Annotated in this window: 15 protein-coding genes; 8 read left to right on the plus strand and 7 right to left on the minus strand. The window is 74.4% G+C overall.

The window, feature by feature from the left end:
• The first annotated feature begins 75 nt into the window (after positions 1 to 75).
• Positions 76 to 882 (plus strand): SGNH/GDSL hydrolase family protein, encoded by an 807-nt coding sequence (locus tag OG553_RS26720; protein WP_405981411.1) that lies wholly within the window; start codon positions 76 to 78, stop codon positions 880 to 882.
• A 31-nt stretch (positions 883 to 913) separates the two neighbouring features.
• Here the strand turns inward: OG553_RS26720 and OG553_RS26725 are convergent, their stop codons facing one another.
• On the minus strand, positions 914 to 2,581 hold the full coding sequence (locus tag OG553_RS26725; protein WP_405981412.1) for a serine/threonine-protein kinase: 1,668 nt from the start codon (positions 2,579 to 2,581) through the stop codon (positions 914 to 916).
• A 269-nt stretch (positions 2,582 to 2,850) separates the two neighbouring features.
• Between OG553_RS26725 and OG553_RS26730 the strand changes: the two genes are divergently transcribed.
• A complete protein-coding gene (locus OG553_RS26730) occupies positions 2,851 to 3,120 on the plus strand; it encodes a hypothetical protein (protein ID WP_007263256.1) in 270 nt (89 codons plus the stop codon).
• Positions 3,121 to 3,206: 86 nt separating this feature from the next.
• Here OG553_RS26730 and OG553_RS26735 read toward each other — a convergent pair whose 3' ends face one another.
• Positions 3,207 to 4,403 (minus strand): CaiB/BaiF CoA transferase family protein, encoded by a 1,197-nt coding sequence (locus OG553_RS26735; protein ID WP_405981413.1) that lies wholly within the window; start codon positions 4,401 to 4,403, stop codon positions 3,207 to 3,209.
• 125 nt (positions 4,404 to 4,528) lie between these two features.
• Between OG553_RS26735 and OG553_RS26740 the strand changes: the two genes are divergently transcribed.
• The gene (locus tag OG553_RS26740) at positions 4,529 to 5,479 is read left to right on the plus strand and encodes a hypothetical protein (RefSeq protein ID WP_405981414.1); all 951 of its coding nucleotides are present in this window, start codon (positions 4,529 to 4,531) and stop codon (positions 5,477 to 5,479) included.
• A gap of 31 nt (positions 5,480 to 5,510) precedes the next feature.
• On the opposite strand, the gene OG553_RS26745 is transcribed toward OG553_RS26740, so the two are convergent.
• Both OG553_RS26745 and OG553_RS26750 read right to left on the minus strand, forming a co-directional pair.
• Positions 5,511 to 6,302, minus strand: coding sequence for an ABC transporter permease (locus OG553_RS26745; RefSeq protein WP_405981415.1), 792 nt, complete (start codon positions 6,300 to 6,302; stop codon positions 5,511 to 5,513).
• Complete coding sequence (locus OG553_RS26750; protein WP_405981416.1) at positions 6,299 to 7,270, minus strand: ATP-binding cassette domain-containing protein; 972 nt, start codon at positions 7,268 to 7,270, stop codon at positions 6,299 to 6,301. Before OG553_RS26750 ends, OG553_RS26745 begins: the two co-directional genes overlap by 4 nt.
• A 78-nt stretch (positions 7,271 to 7,348) precedes the next feature.
• Here OG553_RS26750 and OG553_RS26755 point away from each other — a divergent pair, with 78 nt between their 5' ends.
• Positions 7,349 to 8,071 (plus strand): TetR/AcrR family transcriptional regulator, encoded by a 723-nt coding sequence (locus OG553_RS26755; RefSeq protein WP_405981417.1) that lies wholly within the window; start codon positions 7,349 to 7,351, stop codon positions 8,069 to 8,071.
• Positions 8,072 to 8,131: 60 nt separating this feature from the next.
• Here the strand turns inward: OG553_RS26755 and OG553_RS26760 are convergent, their stop codons facing one another.
• On the minus strand, positions 8,132 to 9,253 hold the full coding sequence (locus tag OG553_RS26760) for a type ISP restriction/modification enzyme (protein ID WP_405983147.1): 1,122 nt from the start codon (positions 9,251 to 9,253) through the stop codon (positions 8,132 to 8,134).
• Between the two features lie 172 nt (positions 9,254 to 9,425).
• On the opposite strand from OG553_RS26760, the gene OG553_RS26765 reads away from it, so the two are divergent.
• Positions 9,426 to 9,596 carry a hypothetical protein gene (locus OG553_RS26765; RefSeq protein WP_405981418.1) on the plus strand — a complete coding sequence of 57 codons (171 nt, stop codon included), beginning with the start codon at positions 9,426 to 9,428 and terminating at the stop codon, positions 9,594 to 9,596.
• A gap of 39 nt (positions 9,597 to 9,635) precedes the next feature.
• On the opposite strand, the gene OG553_RS26770 is transcribed toward OG553_RS26765, so the two are convergent.
• Both OG553_RS26770 and hmgA read right to left on the minus strand, forming a co-directional pair.
• Positions 9,636 to 10,385, minus strand: coding sequence for a GntR family transcriptional regulator (locus tag OG553_RS26770; RefSeq protein ID WP_405981419.1), 750 nt, complete (start codon positions 10,383 to 10,385; stop codon positions 9,636 to 9,638).
• A 72-nt stretch (positions 10,386 to 10,457) separates the two neighbouring features.
• Complete coding sequence (hmgA, locus tag OG553_RS26775) at positions 10,458 to 11,771, minus strand: homogentisate 1,2-dioxygenase (protein ID WP_405981420.1); 1,314 nt, start codon at positions 11,769 to 11,771, stop codon at positions 10,458 to 10,460.
• A gap of 203 nt (positions 11,772 to 11,974) precedes the next feature.
• Here hmgA and OG553_RS26780 point away from each other — a divergent pair, with 203 nt between their 5' ends.
• The 3 genes from OG553_RS26780 to OG553_RS26790 all read left to right on the plus strand — a co-directional run bounded on the left by OG553_RS26780 (position 11,975) and on the right by OG553_RS26790 (position 16,416).
• Positions 11,975 to 14,137: a right-handed parallel beta-helix repeat-containing protein gene (locus tag OG553_RS26780; protein ID WP_405981421.1), complete on the plus strand. Its 2,163-nt coding sequence runs from the start codon at positions 11,975 to 11,977 to the stop codon at positions 14,135 to 14,137.
• A 63-nt stretch (positions 14,138 to 14,200) separates the two neighbouring features.
• Positions 14,201 to 15,097, plus strand: coding sequence for a hypothetical protein (locus OG553_RS26785; protein ID WP_405983148.1), 897 nt, complete (start codon positions 14,201 to 14,203; stop codon positions 15,095 to 15,097).
• The gene (locus OG553_RS26790; RefSeq protein ID WP_405981422.1) at positions 15,094 to 16,416 is read left to right on the plus strand and encodes a hypothetical protein; all 1,323 of its coding nucleotides are present in this window, start codon (positions 15,094 to 15,096) and stop codon (positions 16,414 to 16,416) included. The genes OG553_RS26785 and OG553_RS26790 overlap by 4 nt, the downstream gene beginning before the upstream one ends.
• Positions 16,417 to 16,432: the final 16 nt, after the last annotated feature.

The raw sequence follows: 16,432 nt of genomic DNA on the forward strand, positions 1-16,432 counted from the left end.
ATGAACACTTCCAGCCAGCCCCGACTGCTTGTACCACGGACTCAGTAGTAACCCCCCACAAGGAGCCGCACACACATGAGCAAGAGAATGTCGCGTTTCGCCGCCTTGACCTCCTCCCTGTTACTCGCCGCGGGCGCCGCCCTGTTCGGAGCCGGCCAGGCGTCCGCCGCGGCCGACTTCGGCTACGTGGCCCTCGGCGACTCGTACTCCTCCGGCGTCGGCGCCGGCAACTACGACAGCTCCAGCGGCAACTGCAAGCGCACCTCCCGCGCCTACCCGGCCCTGTGGGCCGCGGCCCACTCCCCGCAGACCTTCTCCTTCACCGCCTGCTCGGGCGCCCGTACCGGTGACGTCCTCTCCGGCCAGCTCGGCCCCCTCAACTCCGGCACCGACCTCGTCAGCATCACGGTCGGCGGCAACGACGCGGGATTCTCTGACGTGATGACGACCTGCGTCCTGCAGTCCGAATCCACCTGCGTCAGCCGGGTCAACGAGGCCAAGCGGTACGTCGACACCACCCTCCCCGGACAGCTCGACCAGGTCTACGACGCGATCCGGGGCCGCGCCCCCTCCGCCAAGGTCGTCGTCATCGGCTATCCCCGCTTCTACAAGCTGAACGGCAGCTGCGTCGCAGGACTGACCGAGGGCGAACGCTCCGCCATCAACGGCGCGGCCGACTACCTCAACGCCGCCGTCGCCAAGCGCGCCGCCGACCACGGCTTCACCTTCGCCTCGGTCGTCGGAGCCTTCACCGGCCACGAGATCTGCTCCGGCAGCGCCTGGCTGCACAGCGTCAACTGGACCAACATCGGCGAGTCGTACCACCCCACCGCCGCCGGACAGTCCGGCGGCTACCTGCCGGTCTTCTCCGGCAAGGTCTGATCCGACAGGCCCCGATCCGCGGGGTCCGTCCCTAGGGGCTGACGCCCGCGCTCGGTGTGGGCGCGGGCGTCGGCGTCGGTGTCCCGGCCGGGGAACCGGAGGGCCCGGGAGAGCCGGGGGAGGGGGTCCCGCCCGTCGGGGTCCGCTTCTCGCACGTCAGGGAGTACTCCAGCCACGCCGACGCCGTCTGCGCCGGCGCCCGGACCTCCAGCCGGACCGCGTCGCGGAAGGTCGCGCCCGCCGGATCGCCCGGCTCGGTGTGGTCCAGCTGGCGGGTGCGCGCCCCGCCCTCCTCGTACACGATGCTCTGCCAGTCGGAGGCCGGCCCCCCGCCCGCGCCGCGCCTGACCCAGCGGTACTCCACCACCGCCGGGACCCGGGCCACCTCGATGGTCCCGGTGAAGGCGGGCGCGACCGTCCCGGCCGGCGGGCAGCTCCCGGCGTACTCGGGGCGGGTGGCGTGCGCGTACAGGGTGACGCTCTGCGCGGCGCTGGCACTGGCGGACGCCGAGGCCGAAGCGGAGGGCGAGGCGGAAGCCGTCGCCGGGGCGGAGGCCGAGGGGGAAGGGGAGGGCGTGGCCCCACCGCCCCCGGTGTCCCGCAGCAGCAGCCACCCCAGCAGGACCAGCCCCAGCAGCAGCACCACGATCCCGAGGGTCAGCACCGCCCCCGCCCGCCCGCCGGTCCCGCCCCCGGGCTCCCGGCCGGGCGCCGACACCGGAGTCGGCACCGGCACCGGCGGGGTCTGCCCCCCGTACCCCGTCCCGGATCCCGCCCCGGATCCCGCCCGTGCGGCCACCGTCGGCGCGTCCGGCCCCGGCACCGGCGAAACCGGCGACACCGGCCCGCCGGGGTCCCGTACCGCCCCGCCCGCGCCGACGATCCGCAGCATCCGGGCGGCCTCCGCGGCGGACAGCCGCAGGGCCGGGTCCTTGCGCAGCAGCCCCTCCAGCACCGGTTCCAGCGGCCCGGCCCGGCGCGGCGGGGGCAACTCCGAGTCCACGACGGCCTGGAGGGTGGACAGCGGGGTGTCCTTCCGGAAGGGCGAGACCCCCTCCACGGCCGCGTAGAGCATCACCCCGAGCGACCACAGGTCCGACTCCGGGCCGGGCTCGCCGCCCAACGCCCGCTCCGGGGCCAGGAATTCGGGGGAGCCGACCACCTCGCCGGGCATCGTGAGCGCGGCGGAGCCCTCCAGGCGGGCGATCCCGAAGTCGCTCAGCACCACCCGGCCGTCATTGGCGACCAGTACGTTGGCCGGCTTCACGTCCCGGTGCAGCACCCCGGCGTCGTGCGCGGCGCGCAGCGCGGTCAGGACCTGCTCGCCGATGTGCGCGGTCCGCTGCGGGGTCATCGGGCCCTCGCCCTCCAGCACCTCCGCCAGGGAGAGACCGCGCACCAGCTCCATCACGATCCACGGGCGGCCCTCCTCGGCCGCCACGTCGTAGACCGTGACCACCCCGCGGTGCGAGACGCGGGCGGCCGCCCAGGCCTCCCGCTCCAGCCGCCGGTACATCCGCTCGACCTCGGCCGCGTCCAGCCCGGCGGGGGCCCGCACCTCCTTGACGGCCACCTCCCGGCCCAGCACCTCGTCGCGGGCCCGCCAGACCACGCCCATGCCGCCCCGCCCCAACCGGCCCAGCAGCCGGTACCGGCCGGCGATGACACGCCCGGCGTCCCCGCTTTCGTTACCGTTCACGCGAACCCCCCTGCGTCACCGGGTGATCACTCCAAGTTAGCGCAGTACCCGCCGGGTGGCCCCCGTCGTGACGACACTGTCACCGACCGCTGCGCGAGGGCCCCCAAGTCGGCCCATTGGTACGGAGAGTGACGGTCGACTCCGCTGAGTAATCGTCAACTACCCGTAATTACAGGGGTAATTCACACCACCGGGATACCCGCGGGCGTTGCGGGGGCGATAGGGTTACCCTGCCCGGGCCGGGTGCCCTCGTACGGGTGGGGAGAGACATGGAACAGATAACGATGCGCAGCAGGCCGCCCCGCGTGCCTGCCATCACCTGCGGCAGCAGCGCGGTCAGCTCGCGCCTCGACCGCCACCTCGCCGTGCTGGGCGGTCCCGCCGCCCCGCGCCACGAGGTCGCCGAGGCGACCCTGCTGATGCGCGAGCTCACCTCGCGCGACCACACGCACGTACAGCGGAGCCGGAGCGCGCGCGTCGCGCTCTTCGCGCCGCTGCGCAGGCTGCGGCGCACGCTCTTCGGCAGCCGCCGCACCTGACCGTCCGCGCAGCCGGCCCCCCGTCCGGCTGCGGCCCGGCCCCGTCCCCCGTACGGCGTCCTCAGGGACCCCGCGTCACCCCGGCCTCAGGCGATCACACCGTCCCGGCGCAGTGCCGTGATCTGCGCGTCCGTCATCCCCAGGGCGCGCAGCAGGGCGTCGGTGTGCTCGCCGAGCGCGGGCACCGCACCCATCCGCGGTTCCGCGCCGCCCGGCAGCCCGATCGGCGGCAGCAGTGCCCGCAGGGGGCCCGCCGGCGAATCCACCTCCCGCCAGCGGTCCCGTGCCGCCAGCTGCGGGTGCCCGGCCAGCTGGGCCACCGAGTTGAGCCGCGCGCAGGCGATCCCGGCCGCCTCCAGCCGCGCCACGGCCTCGTCCGCCCCGAGCCGGCCCAGGGCCTCGGCCACCACCGCGTCCGTCTTCTCCCGCCCCCGCGTGCGGGCCGCGTTCGTCGCGTACGCCGGGTCATCCGCCAGGTCCGGCCGCTCCAGTACCCCGGCCGCCAGGCGCCGCCACTCCCGGTCGTTCTGCACCGACAGCAGCACCCGGTCCCCGTCGGCCGTCGCGTAGGCGTCGTACGGCGCGATCACCGCGTGCGCGAGCCCGGTCCGCGCGGGCTGCTCCCCGCCGTGCATCGTGTGGTGCAGGGGATGCCCCATCCACTCCGCGAGCGCGTCCAGCATCGACACCTCCACCGGCCCGCCGCGCCCGGTGACGCCGCGGCGCAGCAGGGCCGCGAGCACCCCCGAGAAGGCGTACATGGCGGCCGCGATGTCCGCCGCCGGGATCCCCGCCTTCACCGCCCGCTCCGGGGTGCCGGTCACCGAGACCAGCCCCGCCTCGCACTGCACGAGCATGTCGTAGGCGCGCTTGTGGGCGTACGGGCCCTCCGCGCCGTAGCCGGAGACGTCCACGGCCACCAGGCGCGGGTAGCGGGCGCACAGCGAGGCCGCGTCGATGCCGAGCCGGGCGGCGGCCCCGTGCGCGAGGTTCTGCACGAAGACGTCGGCCCCGTCGAGCAGGCCGTGGAGCACCTCCAGCCCGCGCGGGTCCTTCAGGTCGAGGGTGAGGGACTCCTTGCCGCGGTTGGCCCACACGAAGTGCGAGGCCAGGCCGCCCGCGGCGGTGTCGTAGCCGCGCGCGAAGTCGCCGCCGTCCGGGCGCTCGACCTTGATCACCCTGGCTCCGAGGTCGGCGAGCTGGCGGGTGGCGAAGGGGGCCGAGACGGCCTGTTCGACGGCGACGACGGTGAGGCCGGCGAGGGGGAGGGGTTCGGTAGCCATGGGGTCTGCCTACCGGGTGGAAGCCGGGTCTGTCACCCGTGTCCGGAGCCCAAGTCCAGTGGAATGTCCGGATTGTATGCGTAAGGTGCGGGCGTCCGCCGTCGCGCCGTACCGAAGGGTCGCCCATGAGAGCCCCGACCGCCGCCGCATCCCCCGCCCGCTCCGCAGCCCGGCGCGCGGCGGTCGTCGTGATAGCGCTGCTGGCGGGGGTGGCGGTGACGGCGTCCCCGGCCGGGGCGGCGGGCCCGGTTCCGGTGACCGTGAACGCGTCCGGTGCCGACGCTGCGGTGGCGAGCTCCGCGGGCTGTCCCGCCGGACCGCTCACCGACGGCCGGACGCTCAGCGGCAGTGACGCGCTGGCTGCCGGTGTCTTCTCCTCGCTGCCCACCCAACTGGCCGTCAACCTGCCCTTCCGGGTGGGCGGTACGCAGGCCGCGCTCCCTCCGGACGGCACCCAGGTCACCCTCACCAACGCGCGGGGGTCCGTGACCGTGCGGCTGGACGGCGGCGGCTGTGACGCGCCCGAGCTCTCGTACAACGGGACCGTCGCGTCGGGGGTCGGGACCTGGCAGGTCGTACCGGACTCCACCCCGACGAACGCCTACCGGGGCACGGTGGGCAGCGGATTCTTCTCGGTCAACGCCGATGTCACGCCCGGCAGCGGCAAGTCGTGGGGCCTGGACCTCCTCGGGAACGTCGAGCCCCTCCAGCCGCAGGTGGCCGTGACCCACCGCGCCTACTGGGGCGGACTCGGCAACTACCTCTCCCGCACGCTGAGCGTGGAGTACCGGATCCGGAACACCGGCTCCGGCGACGCCTTCAACGTCAAGCTCCTCGACGCCCTGCCCACGGGGTCCGGGATCACCCGGCTCGGCCCGGTGCCGCAGACGGTGGGGGCGGTCCGGTCCGGCGCGACCGCCTCGGTGGTCGTCCGCTACCGGGTGTGCGGGATCGCCGTCGTCGGCTGCCGCTTCACCGCCGGCACGCAGACGTCCCTGACGGACGCGCTCGACGGCAACCTGCACACGGAGACGGTCCCGGTGACCGTGCAGGTGCCGGTCACGCCCCTCCCGTAACCCTCGCCGGAGGCCGGGTTCCGACCCGTCCTCAGCCCCGGCCGCGCGCGAACCGGCGCGTGGCCGGCGGTACGAACAGCAGCAGGAGCAGCAGCGACCACAGCACCGCGCCCGCCACCGGATGCGCCGCGGGCCAGGCCGCGTCCGGTGCCGTGGCCGCGCCGCCCGCGTTCCCGCAGAGCTCCCGCACGGCGGTGGCGACGGCGCTGATCGGGTTCCACTCCGCGACCGCCCGCAGCCAGCCGGGCAGCCCGGCTGTCGGCAGGTACGCGCTGGACAGCATCGGCAGGACGAAGGTGGCGCTGCCGAGCTGACCCGCGGCCTCCTCGCTGCGGCTCACCAGCCCGAGGTACGTGCCCACCCAGGCGGTGGCGAAGCGGAACAGCAGCAGCACGCCGAGCGCCGCCAGCGCCCCGGGCAGCCCGTTCTCCACCCGCCAGCCCATCGCCAGCCCCACCAGCATCAGCGGCACCATCGACACGGCCGTGGTCAGCAGATCGGCGGCGGTCTGCCCCAGGGGGACCGCGGCCCGGCTCATCGGCAGCGTCCGGAAGCGGTCCATGACCCCCCGGTGGGCGTCCTGCGCGGCCGTGAACATGCCGGTCATCAGGCCGTTCGCGGCGGTCGCGGCGAGCAGGCCGGGCACCAGGAACTCGCGGTACTCGGCGCCCGGCATGGCGAGCGCGCTGCCGAACACGTAGCCGAAGAAGAGCAGCATCATGATCGGCATGGTCTGGGTCAGCACCAGCAGGGCCGGGGCGTGCCGGGCCTTCTGGAGCTGGCGGGTGAGGACGGCGCCGCCGTCCGAAAGCAGGGTGGTCATGCCGCGTGCTCCTTGTCGTGCGGGGTGGCGGAGGGGGTCCGGGTGAGGCGCAGGAACACCTCGTCGAGGGTGGGCGGGCGCAGGCTCGCGTCGGTCACCGGGATCCCGGCGGTGTCGAGTTCGCGGATGATCCCGGGCAGGGTGAGCCCGCCGTCGAGGACGGTCACGCCGACGGTGAGCCGCTCCTCGTCCAGGGCGGGCCGCCCGCCCGTGAGCCGGTCGAGGACCACGGCCGCGCCCGCGAGGGCGGCCCGCTCGGTGACGGTGACCTCGGCGCGGGCGCCGATCCGGGCCTTGAGGCCGGCCGGGGTGCCGGTGGCCACGGCGCGGCCCCGGTCCACGACGACGATGTCGTCGGCGAGCCGGTCGGCCTCCTCCAGGTACTGGGTGGTCAGCAGCACGGTGGTGCCCTCGTCGGCGAGGCCGCGCACCGCCGTCCAGATCTGTTCGCGGGCCGCCGGGTCCAGCCCGGTGGTGGGTTCGTCGAGGAAGAGCACCCGGGGGCGGGTGACCAGTCCGGCGGCCAGGTCCAGGCGCCGGCGCATACCGCCCGACCAGGTGGAGGCCACCCGGTCGGCGGCCTCGCCGAGGCCGAACCGCTCCAGCAGCCCGTCCGCGCGCTCGCGCCCGGCCCGCCCCCGCAGTCCGGCGAGGCGGGCGAACAGCCGGAGGTTCTCCCGGCCGGTCAGGTCCCCGTCGACGGAGGCGTACTGGCCGGTGGCGCCGATGGCGCGGCGTACGGCGGCCGGGTCGGCGGTGACCTCGTGGCCGGCGACCAGGGCGCGGCCGGCGGTGGGTGCGGTGAGCGTGGTCAGGATCCGCACGGCGGTGGTCTTGCCCGCGCCGTTGGGGCCCAGCAGCCCGCAGACGGTGCCCTCCGGCACGGCCAGGTCCAGCCCGCGCAGGGCGTGCACCTCGCCGTAGTGCTTCTCCAGACCCTCACTAAGTACAGCGTACGTAGTCGTCATGTGTCGCACCCTACCGCACTACGTACGGCGTACGTAACTAAGATGGTGGGCGGAGACGACGACGAGGTGATGTGACCGATGACAGCCGGTGGGCGCCCCGCTGAACCCGAAGTGATCTGGGCCCGCCCGCAGCGGGCCGGACGCGGGCCCCGGCCCGCCCACAGCCGCGACTCGATCGCGGCCGAGGCCGTGCGGATCGCCGACGCGGAGGGGATCGAGGCCGTCTCCATGCGGAGGGTGGCGGCCGGGATCGGTGCGGGGACGATGTCCCTGTACAACTACGTCCCCCGCAAGGAGGACCTGTACGAGCTGATGGTGGACGCGGTCAGCGCGGAGTACGACCTCACCCCGCCGACCGGCCGCTGGCGCGAGGACCTGCTCGCCCTGGCCCGGCAGACCCGGGACGTGATGCACCGCCACCCCTGGCTGCCCCGGCTGCTCAGTCCGGTCTACGGCTTCAGCCCCAACGCCCTGCGGTACCTGGAGCACAGCCTGGCCTGCCTGGAGCCGCTGGAGGTGTCCGGGGCCGGGAAACTGGAGCTGATCGCGTCCGTCAACGGCTCGGTGGCCACCTTCGTGGCGGGGGAACTGGCCCTGGCCGAACGGGCCCGCTCGCTGCCCTGGAGCGAGGCCGCCGAGGAAGGCGTACGCACCGCCTGGCTCGGCTCGCGGCTGGCGACGGGGGAGTACCCGAGGCTCACGGCGGCCCTCACCGAGGGCACGCCGGTGACCGCCGCCGGAACGGACATGACGGAGGTCTTCGACCGCGCGGTGTCCCGGCTGCTGGCCGGCTGGTCCTGAGGGGCCCCCGGGGAGGGGCCGGGACAGGGGCAGGGGCAGGGGCGGGGGCGGGGGCGGGGGTCAGAGCAGCGCGAACTGCCCGCCCGGCCCCTCCTCCTGGTGGTCCAGCACCGAGGCCGGACGCCGGGCCCAGCGCGGCGGGGGAAGCACCCCGGCGGCCTCCAGCTCCGCGGCCGGCAGCAGCGGCCCGGGGGTGAACGCCGCCCGCTCCGGCGCCAGCCCGGCCAGCAGCGCCAGGGTCGTCACCAGGGTCAGCAGCTCCGAGGTCCAGGACTGCGGCCACTCGGCCGGCCCCAGCCCCTCCAGCCCGCCCGCCTGCGGATCCCGGTGCGCGCTCCGGGCGGCGAACCACCCCTCCAGCACCCGCACACCCTGGACCTCGTACTCCCAGGCCCCCTCCGGGACCGGGGAGACGGCCCCGTCCCCGAGGGTCAGCGTCTCGCTCTCCGCGTCGTAGCCGAGCCCCTCCGGCCAGCCCGTGACCGCCGCCCGGACGTACGGCCGCCGCCCGCCGGGCAGCCGGGGCGGCTCCCCGCCGCGCGCCCCGCGCAGCTGGACCGTCAGCAGCCGGTGGCCCAGCTCCAGGCCGGCCCGCCAGCGCTCCGGGTCCGCCGCGAGAGGGACCTCGTACCCCCGGGGCCCCGGCCGCCCGGCGGCGAGGATCCAGCACAGTACGTCCTCCGGGGTGACCCAGCCGCCGTGGCGCCCGCCCAGCAGGGGCAGCAGGCCCGGCGCCAGATTCGGCTCGGCCCCGCCGGGGCGCCGGTGCAGCGGGCGGATCCGGCCGAGCCGCCCCGCCGGGAGGTGGGCGGTGGCCAGCAGGCCGGGGGCCTCCAGCAGGAACACCTGCTGCGCGTCGCGCACCCGCCACAGCTCCGGGCGGGCCGAGTCGATGAGCCGCTGGTCGGGCAGCAGCCACTGCTCGTCGAAGGGCGCGAGGAGCACCCGTACGGGGTCCGGGAAGGCGCCGGGCGCGTCGGCGAACCGGGCGGTCGCCGAGCGCTGGCCGGGCAGCGCGGCCGCCCCGGCGGAGGGCGTACGGGTCCGGCTCGGGCGGAACAGCCGCTCCCGCTCCGCCCCTTCGGCACCGGTCAGGGCCGTCCACCGGGCGCGCAGGGTGGCGGGATCGGGCGCCGCCACCCAGTCCCGGCCAAGGCGCAGGCCGCCCACGGCCCAGGGCATCAGATCGTCCAGCAGCGGTACGTCAGCGCTCACCCGGCAGATGGTAGCGACGGCCCGACGGGGCGGGGCCGTGTCCCGGCCGAAGCGTTACGCTCCTTATGTACGCATACGTCGCGTATGTGCGGTTCCGCGCCCACCGGACTGCGGATCCGTACCGACCGAGGAGCCGGCCATGAGCATGTACGACGAGTATTCGACCCCGTCGCAGGCCGAGGGCGAGCGGCTCGACGAGGACATGGACGAGCGGGAGAGGGAGCAGCGCCACCACCCCCAGACGATGCGCACCACGCCCTCGCAGGCCGAGGGCGAGCGCCTCACGGACGAGAACGAACAGCAGAAGTAGCGCGCCGCGCCCGGGGGCGACCGGCCTGGCCGTCCCTTCCTAGGGCGCTTCGACGGTCACCGTGAAGGAGAACCGGTCCCCCCGGTACCGGATCCGGGCCACGTCCACGACCCGCCCGTCCTCGTCGTAGGTCACGCCGGTGTAGTGCAGGATCGGGCTCAGCAGCGGGACCTCCAGCAGCTCCGCCGTGACCGGGTCGGCCAGCCGCGCCTCGACGGTGTCCGTGATCCGGCTGATCCGTACGCCCACCACGTCGCGCAGCACCTTGGTCATCGGCCAGCGCTCCAGGTCGGCCAGGTCCACCGCGTCGGCGAGCTCCGGACGGACCGCGTTCTCCGCCCAGTTGGTGGGCTCCCCGCTCTCGCCGTCGCGCCGGAGCCTGCGGTACGTGACCACCTCCGCCGTGTCCGGGAAGTGCTCCAGCAGCTCCCCGGCCACGGCGGTGCGCTCGTGCCCCAGCACCGTCGTCAGGTCACCCGACTGCTGGGCCACGATCGCGTCCACCGAGCCGAGCAGCCGTACCGGGGCGCTGCGCATCGCGCCCGGCTCGATGAAGGTCCCGCGCCGCCGGTGCCGGCTGATGAGGCCCTCGCCCTCCAGCTCCTTGAGCGCCTGCCGCATGGTCAGCACGCTCACCCCGTAGTGCTCGGCGAGCTGCTCCTCGGTCGGCAGCCGCAGCGAGGCGTCCGGAGTGCGCCCCAGTATCGAGGCGCGCAGGGACTGGGACACCTGGTACCAGAGCGGCAGCTTCCGGTTCAGTACCAGGGAGTCGGGGGCGAAGGCGGTCACGGGTCGTTCTCCGTACGGGCCGGCCGTCATCGGCCGGCGGGGTGGGGCGGTGCGCAGGTGGACACCGGCATGTTAGGCACGGAAGTGCCGCTGGAGACCCTCCCATACGTCGTCGTATCCGCGCTGGAGGTGCTCGGCCCCCGCCGCCTGGGGGGTGGCGGTGATCGGCCAGCGGGTCTCGAACATGAAGGCCAGGCCGTCGTCGATCTTCTGCGGCTTGAGCTCGGCGGCGCTGGCCTTGTCGAAGGTCTCCCGGTCCGGTCCGTGCGCGGACATCATGTTGTGCAGCGAGCCGCCGCCCGGCACGAACCCCTCGGCCTTGGCGTCGTAGGCGCCTTCGATCAGGCCCATGTACTCGCTCATCACGTTGCGGTGGAAGTACGGCGGGCGGAAGGTGTCCTCGCCGACCAGCCAGCGCGGGGCGAACACCACGAAGTCCACGCCCGCCAGGCCCGGGGTGTCGGACGGCGAGGTCAGCACGGTGAAGATCGACGGGTCGGGGTGGTCGTAGCTGATGGACCCGATCACGTTGAACCTGCGCAGGTCGTAGACGTACGGGACGTGCGTGCCGTGCCAGGCGACGACGTCGAGCGGCGAGTGGCCGTAGGTCGCGGACCAGAGGTTGCCGCAGAACTTGTTGACCACCTCGGTCGGGCGCTCCACGTCCTCGTACGCGGCCACCGGCGCCCGGAAGTCCCGCGCCGCGGCCAGGCCGTTGGCGCCGATCGGGCCGAGGTCCGGCAGCTCGAAGGGCTGCCCGTAGTTCTCGCAGACGTAGCCGCGGGCGTCGCCGTCCAGCAGCTCGACGCGGAAGCGGACGCCGCGCGGGATCAGCGCCACCTCGCCCGGGCCGGCGCTCAGCAGGCCGAGCTCGGTGCGCAGCAGCAGGCCGCCGCGCTCGGGGACGATCAGCAGCTCGCCGTCGGAGTCGCTGAAGACCCGGTCGGTCATGTCGGCGTTGGCGGAGTAGAGGTGGACGGCCATGCCGGTGCGCTGGGTGGCGTCGCCGTTGCCGCCGAGGGTCCACAGGCCGGCCAGGAAGTCGGTGCCCGGGGCCGGGTCGGGCAGCGGGTTCCAGCGCAGCCGGTTGGGGTCCGGGACGGCGTCGGTGAAGGGCGCGGTGCGCAGGGCGCCGTTGTCCACACGGGTGAAGGCCGGGTGCGCGGCGGAGGGGCGGATCCGGTAGAGCCACGAACGGCGGTTGTGGCGGCGCGGCTCGGTGAAGGCGCTGCCGCTGAGCTGCTCGGCGTAGAGGCCGAGGGCGGCGCGCTGGGGCGAGTTGCGGCCGAGCGGGAGCGCGCCGGGCACGGCCTCCGAACCGTGCTCGTTCCCGAAGCCGGTGAGGTACTCCAGCGCCTCCGCCGTCTTCCTGGCCTGCTCACTCATGGGCTGCTCCCGCTCCGTAGAAGGAATCCTATGGTCGACAGTAGGATTCCGGGCCCCTCCGCGTCAACGGCGTCTTGCGGCCGACGCGCGCCCCCTCGTGGAATTCGGCGGGATTCCGCTGGGTCGCGCACGATCCCGCGAGATCGCACGGGATCGTGCGCGGGGGGATCCCAAAAGATGAACATTGCTCTACTCTCTCGCGCATGTCGTGGACCCGCAGGTTCCCTGCCGTGCCGGCGGCGCTCCTCGCCGCCCTCCTCGCCCTCCTCGCCCTCCTGTCCCTCCTCGCCGCCGCGCCCGCCGCCCGCGCGCACGAGGAGCGCCCCGTCGCCCTCCCCGACGGCACCGGATCCGTCCCCGCCTACCGGGCCGCCGAGCCCGACCTGCTGGTCTGCAAGACCGACCGGCCCGCCTTCGAACGCCGCGTGGCCGGCTTCCCGCAGGAACTCCGGCAGCGCAACCTCGACCTCTACGAACGCTGCGAGAAGAACGGCTACCGCCACCTCCAGCAGGCCGTGGACGCCGTCGACCGGCCCGGGATGAACATCGCGGTCCTGCCCGGCCTCTACGAGGAGGAGCCCTCGCTGCCCGCGCCGGCGGGGGAGTGCGCCGGCCTCAAGGCCCCCAACTCCTCACTGGGCTACCAGATCCTGTCCTACGAGCAGCAGGAGAAGTGCCGGCACAACCAGAACCTCGTCGCCATCCTCGGCAAGACGAACCTGCAGATCGAGGGCACCGGAGCCGCCCGCACGGACGTCGTCATCGACGCCAAGTACCAGAAGCTGAACGCCATCCGGGCCGACCGGTCCAACGGCATCTACTTCCGGAACTTCACCGCGCAGCGCACCACCTTCAACTCCCTGTACGTACTCGCCGGCGACGGCTTCGTCATCGACGACGTCCTGACCCGCTGGAACGACGAGTACGGCTTCCTGACCTTCGCCAGCGACCACGGGCTCTACAAGAACTGCGAGTCCTACGGCAACGGAGACTCGGGGATCTACCCCGGCAGCGCCTCCAACATCAACGACGGGCGCGGCTACGACGTGCCCCGCTACTCCATCGAGATCACCGGCTGCCGCAGCCACCACAACATGGTCGGCTACTCCGGCACCGCCGGGGACTCGGTGTGGGTCCACGACAACGAGTTCGACCAGAACATGGGCGGCGCCTCGATGGACAGCGCCTTCCCCGGACACCCCGGACTCCCGCAGAACCACGCCCGCTTCGAACGCAACCTCATCCACGACAACAACGCCGACTACTACCACTACGTCGCCGACGGCACCTGCGCCAAACCGCCCGTGGAACGCGGCTACGAGCAGGGGGTGGTCTGCCCGCAGATCTCCATGCCGCCCGGCACCGGCATCATCACCGCCGGAGGCAACTGGAACCTCTACGAGGACAACTGGGTGTACGGGCACCGGCGCGCGGGCTTCTTCCTCAGCGCCGTCCCGGCCTTCATCCGCGGCGAGGAGAAGTGGTCCAAGCAGACCGACACCTCCCACCACAACCGGTACGCGGGCAACGTGCTCGGCAAGGACAGGTCCGGGGCCTCCCGGCCGAACGGCACCGACGTGTGGTGGGACGGCCAGGGCAGCGGGAACTGCTGGCAGGACGGCCCCGACGGGTCCACCCCCGGCACGCTCCCGCAGTGCGGCAAGGAGCGCGGACAGGTCAGCGGCGCCTCCGCCCGGCTGGTCGGCGAGCCGGTGAAGCTGACCCAGCTGATGGTCTGCGCCGACTACAACGTCCAGGCCCGCAAGCTCCCGGCGGGCTGCGACTGGTACGGCGCCCGGGGCCTGGAACGGGTGGAGACGCAGATCGCGGTGGCGGTGGCGGCCGTGCTGCTGCTGGTCGGCGGCACCCTGTGGTGGCGGCGCCTGCGCGGCTCCCGGCTGGGCACCGCGGCCTCGCTGTGCGGCCTGGCCGGGCTGGCCCTGGACGTGGCCGGCTCCACGACGCCCCTGGCCGCCACCCCCGTCCCGGCAGTGGCCCTGCTCCTGCTCGGCCTGTGGTGGACCGGCGCCGGCCTGGCCCTGCGCCCCGGACGCCCCTGGTTGGCGCGCCTCACCCTGCTCCTGGGCGCCCTGACCCTGCTGGACGCCTTCGACAAGGCCGTCCTGATGATCCCGTGGATCCCGCTCAGCCCCGCCTGGGTACGGGCCCTGGTCGCGGTGGTCTGGGTGCTGTGGGCGGTCGTCGCCTCGGCCCGCCCGGGCCCGGCCGCCCCCGCCCGCCCCGCCGGCCCGGGCGACGACCCGGCCGGCGACCGCGCCCCCGTCCCGGCGGGCCCGGCCCCGGCCCTGACCACCACCGCCGAGCCCCCGGCCCCCACCACCCGCCCCGACGGCACCGCCGCCTGACCCCCGCCCCACGACCGGAGGCCCGCAGTGAACGTGCCCGCAGAGTCCCGCATCCGGTGCGACGTGTGCCGGACACCCGCCCCCCGGTCCCGCCCGCACCGCAGCCCCGCCCGCACGGCGGCACTGGTGGCCCTGCTCCTGCTGCTCACGGGCGGCGCGGCGGCCGGCTGCGGCGGCCGGGCCACCACCCACCACAAACCCGGCACCACCCACGAACAGGCCTCCGGCGACACCGGCACCCTGCTCGACGCCCAGGACGGCGCGGGCCACCGCCTGCGCGAGGTCCCCGCACGGGGAGCGCCCCAGGTGAAGCTCACCGCCCGACCCGACTCCGAGGACGGCTGGAACCTCCAGCTGGCGGTCACCGGCTTCCGCTTCACCCCCGACAGCGTCGGCGGCGCGGCACTGACCGGCGCCGGCCACGCCCACCTGGAGCTCGACGGCCGCAAGCTGGCCCGGCTGTACGGCCCCTGGTACCACCTGCCCGCGGCGCAGGTGCCCGAGGGCGCGCACACCCTGACCGTCCGCCTGTACGCAGACGACCACACCGCCTGGGCCGTTGCCGGCAAGCCGGTCGAGGCGGCGGTCGCGCTGACCGCGGGCCCCCCGGGCCAGGGAACCCACAGCCACCCCGCACCCGCCCCGACCGGTTCCCCGACGGCACCGGCGACACCGGCGCCCCAGCAGACCCCGCCGGCCGACCGGACCGTCACCATCGCCGTCCGGGACGGAAAGGTGCTGCCGTCCACCGGCCGTACCGAACTGAAGCGGGGCGACCGCCTGGCCCTGCGCGTCACCAGCGACCGCGCCGACACCCTGCACGTCCACGGCTACGACAAGGAACTCGCCCTGCCCGCCGGCCAGGAAGCCATCCTGGTCCTGACGGCCGACCGCACGGGCCTCTTCGAGGTCGAGACCCACGAGTCCCGTCTCGTCCTGACCCAGCTCCTCGTCCGATGAGCCCGGCGGAACCCGTGGTCCTCGCCCCGCCCGGCCCCTCGACCCTGCTCGCGCACGGGATCGGCTCCCAGCACGATCTGCCGATCTCCCCCTTCTACGCCTTCGCCGGCGCCTTCACGGCGCTCTTCGTCTCCTTCCTCGCACTCGGCCTCCTGTGGTCCTCCTCCCGCTTCCGCGGCGACCGCTCCGGCCTCTCCCTGCCCGCCGGACTCCAGCGGGCGGCCGACGCGCCGGCCACCCGCACGGCCCTGCGCGGACTGGGTCTGGCCGCAGCCCTCGCCGTGCTCCTCCACCTCCTCCTCGGTCCCGACGACCCCGACCGCAACCCCGCTCCCGGCGCCGTCTACGTCCTGCTGTGGGTCGGCATCGTGCCCGCCTCCCTCCTCCTGGGCCCCGTCTGGCGCCTCCTCAACCCGCTGCGCACCCTGCACCGCCTGCTCGCCCGCGCCCGGCGCCGCCCGCCCGGGGCCGGCCGCCCCCTGCCGCCCCGGACCGGCCAATGGCCCGCCGCCGCCGGACTGTTCGGCTTCACCTGGCTCGAACTCGTCGCTCCCGATCCCGCATCGACCACCACCCTCCTGTGTGCCCTCACCGCCTACACCGCCGTCCACCTGCTCCTCGCCGCCCGGTACGGCGAGAGCTGGTTCGCCGAAGCCGACGCCTTCGAGGCCTACTCCGACCTCCTGGCCAGGCTCTCCCCCCTCGGCCGCCGCGGCGACGGCCGCCTGGTCCTGCGCAACCCCTTCCACGGACTCGACGCGACGCCCGAACGGCCCGGACTCGTCGCCACCGTCTGCGTCCTGCTCGGCTCCACCGCCTACGACGGCTACTCCGACAACCCCGCCTGGATCAACACCCTTCAGACCTCCCCCCTCGGCCGCACCCCCACGGCCACGCTCGGACTCCTCGCGTCCGTCGCCCTCGTCGCCACCCTGTACTGCCTGTGCGCCGCGGCGACCCGCCTCGTCAGCGGCCCGCACCCCCGACCGCTCACCGCCTTCGCGCACTCACTCGTACCGATCGCCCTCGGCTATCTCACCGCCCACTACTTCTCCCTCCTCGTGACCGAAGGACCACGTACGGTAAGCATGGCACTCGGCACTGACAACGCCCCCGACCCCAGTCCCCCCTTGGGTCCGGGCCCTCTCGCCGCCCTCCAGGTGATCGCCGTCGTCGCGGGTCACGTACTCGGTGTGATCGCCGCCCACGACCGCTCCGTACGCCTCTTCCCCCCGGCGAAGGCGGTGGCCGGACAACTGCCGCTGCTCGCGCTGATGATCACATACACGATCGGCGGGCTGACCCTCCTCCTCAACTGAGGACGCAGGACCCGCA

Source organism: Streptomyces sp. NBC_00158, from assembly GCF_045160885.1.
Lineage (GTDB): Bacteria > Actinomycetota > Actinomycetes > Streptomycetales > Streptomycetaceae > Streptomyces.

Bases quoted from the DNA above. Each gene is read 5' to 3' on its own strand.
- OG553_RS26720 (WP_405981411.1), top strand. From the start codon at position 76: ATGAGCAAGAGAATGTCGCGTTTCGCCGCCTTGACCTCCTCCCTGTTA.
- OG553_RS26730 (WP_007263256.1), top strand. From the start codon at position 2,851: ATGGAACAGATAACGATGCGCAGCAGGCCGCCCCGCGTGCCTGCCATC.
- OG553_RS26735 (WP_405981413.1), bottom strand. From the start codon at position 4,403: ATGGCTACCGAACCCCTCCCCCTCGCCGGCCTCACCGTCGTCGCCGTC.
- OG553_RS26740 (WP_405981414.1), top strand. From the start codon at position 4,529: ATGAGAGCCCCGACCGCCGCCGCATCCCCCGCCCGCTCCGCAGCCCGG.
- OG553_RS26745 (WP_405981415.1), bottom strand. From the start codon at position 6,302: ATGACCACCCTGCTTTCGGACGGCGGCGCCGTCCTCACCCGCCAGCTC.
- OG553_RS26750 (WP_405981416.1), bottom strand. From the start codon at position 7,270: ATGACGACTACGTACGCTGTACTTAGTGAGGGTCTGGAGAAGCACTAC.
- OG553_RS26755 (WP_405981417.1), top strand. From the start codon at position 7,349: ATGACAGCCGGTGGGCGCCCCGCTGAACCCGAAGTGATCTGGGCCCGC.
- OG553_RS26760 (WP_405983147.1), bottom strand. From the start codon at position 9,253: ATGCCCTGGGCCGTGGGCGGCCTGCGCCTTGGCCGGGACTGGGTGGCG.
- OG553_RS26765 (WP_405981418.1), top strand. From the start codon at position 9,426: ATGAGCATGTACGACGAGTATTCGACCCCGTCGCAGGCCGAGGGCGAG.
- hmgA (WP_405981420.1), bottom strand. From the start codon at position 11,771: ATGAGTGAGCAGGCCAGGAAGACGGCGGAGGCGCTGGAGTACCTCACC.
- OG553_RS26780 (WP_405981421.1), top strand. From the start codon at position 11,975: ATGTCGTGGACCCGCAGGTTCCCTGCCGTGCCGGCGGCGCTCCTCGCC.
- OG553_RS26790 (WP_405981422.1), top strand. From the start codon at position 15,094: ATGAGCCCGGCGGAACCCGTGGTCCTCGCCCCGCCCGGCCCCTCGACC.